The organism is Pseudomonas sp. BIGb0558 (genome assembly GCF_024807515.1).
Classification (GTDB): Bacteria; Pseudomonadota; Gammaproteobacteria; order Pseudomonadales; family Pseudomonadaceae; genus Aquipseudomonas; species Aquipseudomonas yamanorum_A.
On record NZ_JANUEW010000082.1, the window covers coordinates 1 to 6622 of the forward strand.

At 61.2% G+C, this 6622-nt stretch carries 5 protein-coding genes and 1 pseudogene; 4 read left to right on the forward strand and 2 right to left on the reverse strand.

Going from position 1 to position 6622, the window contains the following annotated elements:
• From M2400_RS33245 to M2400_RS33255, 3 genes and pseudogenes are all read left to right on the forward strand, one after another.
• Positions 1–350, forward strand: a pseudogene (locus tag M2400_RS33245) (hypothetical protein); the annotation flags it as partial.
• A gap of 175 nt (positions 351–525) precedes the next feature.
• Positions 526–1677, forward strand: coding sequence for a macrolide transporter subunit MacA (macA, locus tag M2400_RS33250; RefSeq protein WP_177078243.1), 1152 nt, complete (start codon positions 526–528; stop codon positions 1675–1677).
• A gap of 3 nt (positions 1678–1680) precedes the next feature.
• Complete coding sequence (locus tag M2400_RS33255; RefSeq protein ID WP_259201094.1) at positions 1681–3639, forward strand: MacB family efflux pump subunit; 1959 nt, start codon at positions 1681–1683, stop codon at positions 3637–3639.
• Positions 3640–3764: 125 nt separating this feature from the next.
• On the opposite strand, the gene M2400_RS33260 is transcribed toward M2400_RS33255, so the two are convergent.
• A complete protein-coding gene (locus M2400_RS33260) occupies positions 3765–4412 on the reverse strand; it encodes a helix-turn-helix transcriptional regulator (protein ID WP_177122104.1) in 648 nt (215 codons plus the stop codon).
• A 185-nt stretch (positions 4413–4597) separates the two neighbouring features.
• Positions 4598–5842 (reverse strand): methionine gamma-lyase, encoded by a 1245-nt coding sequence (locus tag M2400_RS33265; RefSeq protein WP_177042713.1) that lies wholly within the window; start codon positions 5840–5842, stop codon positions 4598–4600.
• A gap of 124 nt (positions 5843–5966) precedes the next feature.
• On the opposite strand from M2400_RS33265, the gene M2400_RS33270 reads away from it, so the two are divergent.
• Positions 5967–6437 carry an Lrp/AsnC family transcriptional regulator gene (locus M2400_RS33270; protein WP_177042727.1) on the forward strand — a complete coding sequence of 157 codons (471 nt, stop codon included), beginning with the start codon at positions 5967–5969 and terminating at the stop codon, positions 6435–6437.
• Positions 6438–6622: the final 185 nt, after the last annotated feature.

The following is a 6622-nucleotide window of genomic DNA, read 5'->3' on the forward strand; positions in this document are numbered from 1 at the left end:
GGCCATCGTGGTTAACGGGGCCCGCAGATCAAGATCAAAAGCACGCAGCCTCGCTGGCGCTCGACAGCTGCTACGGGGTGGCTTTGCTTTTCTGTGGGAGCTGGCTTGCCTGCGATGCAGGCAACTCGGTACATCAGATACACCGAGGCGATGCCATCGCAGGCAAGCCAGCTCCCACATTTTTGACCGTGCCCGCTGTAGCTTTAGATTTTGATTTTGTCTTTGCTTCACCACACTCAAGCCGGCCTGTAGGCCGCTGTGCTCTTGCTTTTGATCTTGATTTTGATCTTAGGCGCCCCGTCGCGGCGGCCCGCTTCGTGCTGCCTGCGTTCGGGCACACCGAGCCCTAGCGAGGTGCCGAGTGGTGGGGCAAGAGCGTTTTGCTTACTTTTGACTGGGCCGGCATTCCGGCTTTTCAAAAGTGAGCCGCTGTAAGAGCGGAACCAATATCAGCCGTTACCAAAAAAACGGATATGTACTCCGAGCCAAAAGCCGGACCAACTTCAACACCTCTCATGGTCATTTATGGAAAAGTCAAAGTATCGAAAAGCAGGATTGGCCCTGGTGTTGACCGTCGCAGCCGGCCTGATCATCTACACCGTGCAGGCCCCCGCAGACGCGCCGCAATACCTGACCGCCACCGCCGAACGCAGTGACATCGAAAACGCTGTCCTGGCCACCGGCCTGCTGGAAGGCGTCAAACAGGTCGACGTCGGCGCCCAGGTCTCCGGCCAACTCAAGTCCCTGAAGGTCAAGGTCGGCGACAAGGTCAAGAAGGGCCAATGGCTCGCCGAAATCGACCCACTGATCCTGCAGAACACCCTGCGCAAAGCCCAGGTCGACGAAGAAAACCTCCAGGCCCAACGCCGTGCCACCGCGGCTCAACTCAAGGAAACCAAATCCGTCTACCAACGCTACCAGGGCCTGCAGGAGGACGAATCCGTCTCCCGCCAGGACTTCGAAACCGCCGAGTCCAACTACGAAGTGCAGCGCGCCAACCTGATGTCCCTCGACGCCCAGATCAAAAGCGCCCACATCCAGATCGACACCGCCAAGATCAACCTGGCCTACACCCGCATCGTCGCGCCCATCGACGGCGATGTAGTGGGCATCGTCACCCAGGAAGGCCAGACCGTGATCGCCAGCCAACTGGCGCCGGTGCTGCTCAAACTCGCCGACCTGGACACCATGACCGTCAAGGCCCAGGTCTCCGAGGCCGACGTGATCCACATCAGCCCCGGCCAACAGGTGTACTTCACCATCCTCGGCGAGGCCGACAAACGCTACTACGCCAAACTGCGCGGCACCGAACCGGCCCCGCAGAACTTTCTCGAAACCCAGACCGCCGGCACCCCCAAGCAAAACACCGCCGTGTTCTACAACGCATTGTTCGACGTGCCCAACCCCGACCACCGCCTGCGCATCGCCATGACCGCCCAGGTGCGCATCGTGCTCGACACCGCCAAGGCCGCGCTGACGGTGCCCGTGGCCGCACTCGGCCCGCGCAACGCCGATGGCAGCTTCCCGGTGCGGGTGCTGGATGCCAAGGGCCGGGCCAACACGCGGCAGGTGCAGACCGGCATCAACAACAACGTCAAGGTGCAGATCCTCGATGGCCTGGCCGAAGGCGACAAGGTGGTGATCGGCGATCCATCGCCCGCCGTGGCGGGGGGCTGATCGATGACTCAGCCACTGCTGGAGCTTAAAGGCATCGTGCGCAGTTTCATGGCCGGTGACCGTGAGTTCATTGCGCTCAAGGGTATCGACCTGACCATCCACGCCGGGGAAATGGTCGCGATTACCGGGGCCTCGGGCTCGGGTAAATCCACCCTGATGAACATCCTCGGCGGCCTCGACTACGCCACCGCCGGCAGCTACAAGATCAATGGCATCGAAACCCGCACCCTGGGTGATGAACAGCTGGCGGAACTGCGTCGTGACTACTTCGGTTTTATCTTCCAGCGTTACCACCTGCTGGCGCACTTGAGTGCGTTGCACAACGTGGAAATGCCGGCGATTTATGCCGGTACGCCGGAAAGCGCGAGGCACAGTCGGGCAGGGGAGCTGTTGGCAAGGCTGGGCTTGTCGGGGCATTTGACCCATCGCCCGAGCCAGCTGTCCGGCGGCCAGCAACAGCGGGTGAGTATCGCCCGGGCCTTGATGAATGGCGGCGAGGTGATCCTCGCCGACGAACCCACCGGCGCCCTCGATACCCACAGCGGCAAGGAAGTGATGCGCATCCTGGCGGAGCTGCACGCCGCCGGGCACACGGTGATCATCGTCACCCACGACCCGAAGGTCGCAGCCAATGCCCAGCGGATCATTGAGGTGCGCGATGGCGAGATTGTCAGTGACCGCGCCAACGAAAGTGTCGGCCTCGACCTGCCCACCGAGGCGCCCATCGAGCCTAAACGCAGCGGTGCGCGCAAGTTGGTGGCCAGCCTCGGGTTGTTCAAGGAGGCCTTCAACATGGCCTGGGTCGCGCTGATTTCCCATCGCATGCGCACCTTGCTGACCATGCTCGGCATCGTCATCGGCATCACCTCGGTGGTGTCGATCTCGGCCATCGGCGAGGGCGCCAAGCGTTATGTGCTCAAGGACATCCAGGCCATCGGCAGCAACACCATTGATATCTTTCCCGGCAAGAGTTTCGGTGACAGTCGCGCCTCGGCTATCGAGACGCTGTTGCCGTCGGATGTGGAGGCGCTGAACCAGCTGTATTACGTCGACAGCGCCACGCCGGTGGTGGGGCGCAACCTGTTGCTGCGCTACGGCAATATCGACCTGGACGCGCAGATCAATGGGGTCAGCGATCGCTATTTCCAGGTCAAGGGCCTGAAGCTCGAAGCCGGGATTACCTTCAGCGAAAGCGACGCCCGGCGCCAGGCCCAGGTGGTGGTGATCGATCACAACGCGCGTCATCGGTTGTTCGGCCCCGGCGTGGATCCGCTGGGCCAGGTGATCCTGGTGGGCAACCTGCCGTGCACGGTGATCGGGGTGACGGCCGACAATAAAAACATGTTTGCCGCCAGCAAGGCGCTGAACGTGTGGGTGCCCTATGAAACGGCGGCCGGCCGGCTGTTGGGCCAGCGTCATCTGGACAGCATCACCGTGCGCATCAAGGATGGCCAGCCGAGCAAGGTAGTGGAAGAGAACGTCACCAAGCTGATGTTGCAGCGCCACGGCACCAAGGATTTCTTTACCAACAACCTCGACAGCATCATGCAGACGGTGCAGAAAACCAGCCGTTCCCTGGCGTTGTTGCTGTCGTTGATCGCGGTGATTTCATTGCTGGTGGGCGGCATCGGGGTGATGAATATCATGCTGGTGTCGGTGACCGAACGCACCCGTGAGATCGGGATTCGCATGGCGGTGGGCGCGCGGCAATCGGATATTCGCCAGCAGTTTCTGGTGGAGGCGGTGATGGTCTGCCTGATTGGCGGGATGATCGGCATCTCGCTGTCATTCGCCATCGGCTATCTGTTTTCGTTGTTTGTGAAAGAGTGGGAAATGGTGTTTTCCCTGGGGTCGGTGGTGACGGCGTTTGCGTGTTCGACGTTGATCGGGATTGTGTTCGGGTTTGTGCCGGCGAGGAATGCGGCGCGGCTGGATCCGATTGAAGCCCTGGCGCGGGATTAACCCGGGTAGAGATCAAAAGTGTGGGAGCTGGCTTGCCTGCGATAGCGATGTGTCAGTCAACATATCAGGTGACTGAGACACCGCTATCGCAGGCAAGCCAGCTCCCACATTGGTTCTGTGGTGTTCTAGAGACCGGTGCTTTCTTCCGTGGAATACATCCACCGCATCAACGAATGCCGACCACTGATGCCCATCTTGATCGCCGCCCGCTTGAGGTAGCTCTCGATGGTGTTGACCTTCAACGCCAACTGCTCCGCCAGTTCCGGCGCGGTGCGTCCGGCCAGCAACCCCACGCACACTTCAAGCTCGCGGCTGGACAGGGCCAGCCCCGATTGCGCAAGGCGTTCTTCAAAGCGCCGGCGCAAGGTGTCGATGCCTTGCTGCTGCGGCACTTCATTCTCCGGGCCGCTGGGTTGCAGGGCGCTGATGTGTTTTTCAACCATCGGCAGCAGCAGGGAAGAGAAGTCTTGCAGGATGATCCGTTCCTGCTGGGAAAAACTCTCGCAAGGGTTGGAGCGGTACACCGACAGCACGTAGCTGACGTCATTCTTGCGTCGGGTCAGGTGCAGTTGGGCGGCGGCCTGGGTTTCGTCCAGGTCGGGCGCCGGGGCGTGGTCCCTTGAACTCACGGGCATTTGGGTGATGTGCGTGGCGTCGACCGCCAGTTGGGTGAGGATCAGGTCGTGCAGCATGCGCGGGAAATGCCGGCTGCCGGTGCTGGCGATGACTTTGCCAATGTGAGGGAACAGGTGTGAGTTCATCATTTCATCCATGAGTTTCAAGGAGGGCGGCGTACAGGGCAGTGATATCCATGACTGCCGCCTCGTATGCTAGTACAGGCTGTCGCAAACGGGCCAATGAATGGATCAAATTTTTTGCGGGGCAGGGCGCAACGGGAAAAGCCCGACCTTTGCAGGCCGGGCTATTGGTAAACGTCGGGCCTGGTGATGAATTTACTTCAAGCGTGATGAACGTTGTGTTGCACCGCCCGGGATTTCGGCTTTTCGGCACAGGCGTGAAGGGCCTGGGCAACGTCGGCCAGCAGGTCGGCGATATCTTCCAGGCCTGCCGAGAGCCGCACCAGCCCTTCGGAAATTCCGTGATGGGCGCGTTGTTCCGGGGTGTAGGTGGAGTGGGTCATGCTGGCCGGGTGCTGGGCCAGTGACTCGGCGTCCCCGAGGCTCACTGCCCGGGTGAACAGCTTCAGGGCATTCATGAAGCGTCGGCCCATGTCGATGCCACCCTTGAGTTCGAACGCGATCATGCCGCCGGACTGCTTCATCTGCCGCGCGGCCAATTCGTACTGTGGGAAGGAACGCAGGCCGGGGTAGGTCACCCATTCCACCAGTGGATGGGCCTGCAAGGCTTCGGCGATGGCCAGGGCGTTGCTGCAATGGCGATCCATGCGCAGGGCCAGGGTCTTGAGGCCGCGCATCAGCAGGGCCGCATCCTGGGGCGACATCACCGCGCCGGTCAGGTCCTTGAGCCCTTGCAGGCGAATGCGCTGGGCCAGGGCCTGGCTGCTGACGGCGATGCCGGCAGTGATGTCGCCGTGGCCGCTGAGGTATTTGGTGGCCGAGTGCACCACCACGTCGGCGCCCATTTCCAGCGGGCGTTGCAGGTAGGGCGTGCAGTAGGTGTTGTCGACCACTACGGTGATGCCGGGTTGGCGGTGGGCGATCTCGGCGACGGCGGCGATGTCCACCAGTTGCAGGTTGGGGTTGGCCGGGGTTTCGAAGTAGATCATGCGGGTGGCCGGGTTGATGGCCTCGCGCAGGGCGTTCAGGTCGGTGAGGTCGACATGGCGCACCTTGATGCCGAACTCGCCGATGCCATGGTGCAGCAGGGCGAAGGTGCAGCCGTAGAGGGTCTGGCTGACGATGATCTCGTCACCGGGGCGCAGCAGGGTCCAGAACGTCGCGGCGATTGCGCCCATGCCGGAACTGAAGGCCACGGCGGCTTCGCCGTTTTCCAGGGTGGCCATGCGCGCTTCCAGCAGGGCCAGGGTGGGGTTGGAGATGCGCGTATAGAAGTGCCCGCTCTCTTCACCGGCGAAGCAGGCGGCGCCGTATTCTGCGGTGGGGAAGGCGAAGGTGGCCGACAGGTAGATCGGCGGCACGAGGGCGCCGTGGTGGTCCTGGGGATCGTAGCCGTGGTGGATGGCTCGGGTGGAAAAGCCGAACGTATTGTGTTTATTTTTCATGGTCGGACGCTCCTTATTTCCTACAATGCTATGCTTATAACTGCGGCCGAACGTTCCATAGTTTGCCGGTAAAAGCCGGTAGATTGGGATGAAAAACAATAAAAACGAGGTTTTGAGGCAAGATATGCCCACTCATCTGGATCGGACTGACAAGGCGCTTTTAAACGCTTTGCAGGGTAATGCGCGGTTGACCGTGGCGGAGTTGGCGGAGCGGGTGTCGCTGACTACTTCGCCTTGTTGGCGGCGGGTGAAGAACCTTGAGGACAGCGGGGTGATCGGCGGTTACCAGGCGATCCTGTCGCCCAAGGCGCTGGGGTATGGGGTGACGGCGTTTGTCAGCATCATGATGGACACCCATTCGCGCGAAGTGGCCCGGGCGTTTGAGCAGAGGTTGCTGGAGATTCCCGAGATTGTGGCGTGTCATAACGTCTCGGGGCGGTATGATTTTTTGTTGGAAGTGGTGGCGAAGGATCTGGAGTCGTTTGGGGAGTTTGCGCGGGAGGTGTTGCAGGGGTTGCCGTGTGTTAAGGAGATTTATTCGAGCTTCTCGTATAAATCGGTGCGGCCGTTGCGGGTGATTCCTTTGCCGGGGTGATGGTGTACATATCCATTTCTGCGGTAACGGCTGCTTATGGTTCCGCTCTTACAGCGGGTCACTTTTGAAAAGCGCAAAAGTAACCAAAACGCTCTGCCCCGCCTGTCGGCGCCTCGCTGTGGCTCGGCGTTCCCTCACTTCGGGATTGCTCCGCGGGCCGCCGCGACGGGGCGTCCCTGCCCCGT

Excerpts from the sequence above, each read along its gene's own strand:
- M2400_RS33260 (WP_177122104.1), bottom strand. The coding sequence starts at position 4,412 with ATGGATGAAATGATGAACTCACACCTGTTCCCTCACATTGGCAAAGTC.
- M2400_RS33265 (WP_177042713.1), bottom strand. The coding sequence starts at position 5,842 with ATGAAAAATAAACACAATACGTTCGGCTTTTCCACCCGAGCCATCCAC.
- M2400_RS33270 (WP_177042727.1), top strand. The coding sequence starts at position 5,967 with ATGCCCACTCATCTGGATCGGACTGACAAGGCGCTTTTAAACGCTTTG.
- M2400_RS33255 (WP_259201094.1), top strand. The coding sequence starts at position 1,681 with ATGACTCAGCCACTGCTGGAGCTTAAAGGCATCGTGCGCAGTTTCATG.
- macA (WP_177078243.1), top strand. The coding sequence starts at position 526 with ATGGAAAAGTCAAAGTATCGAAAAGCAGGATTGGCCCTGGTGTTGACC.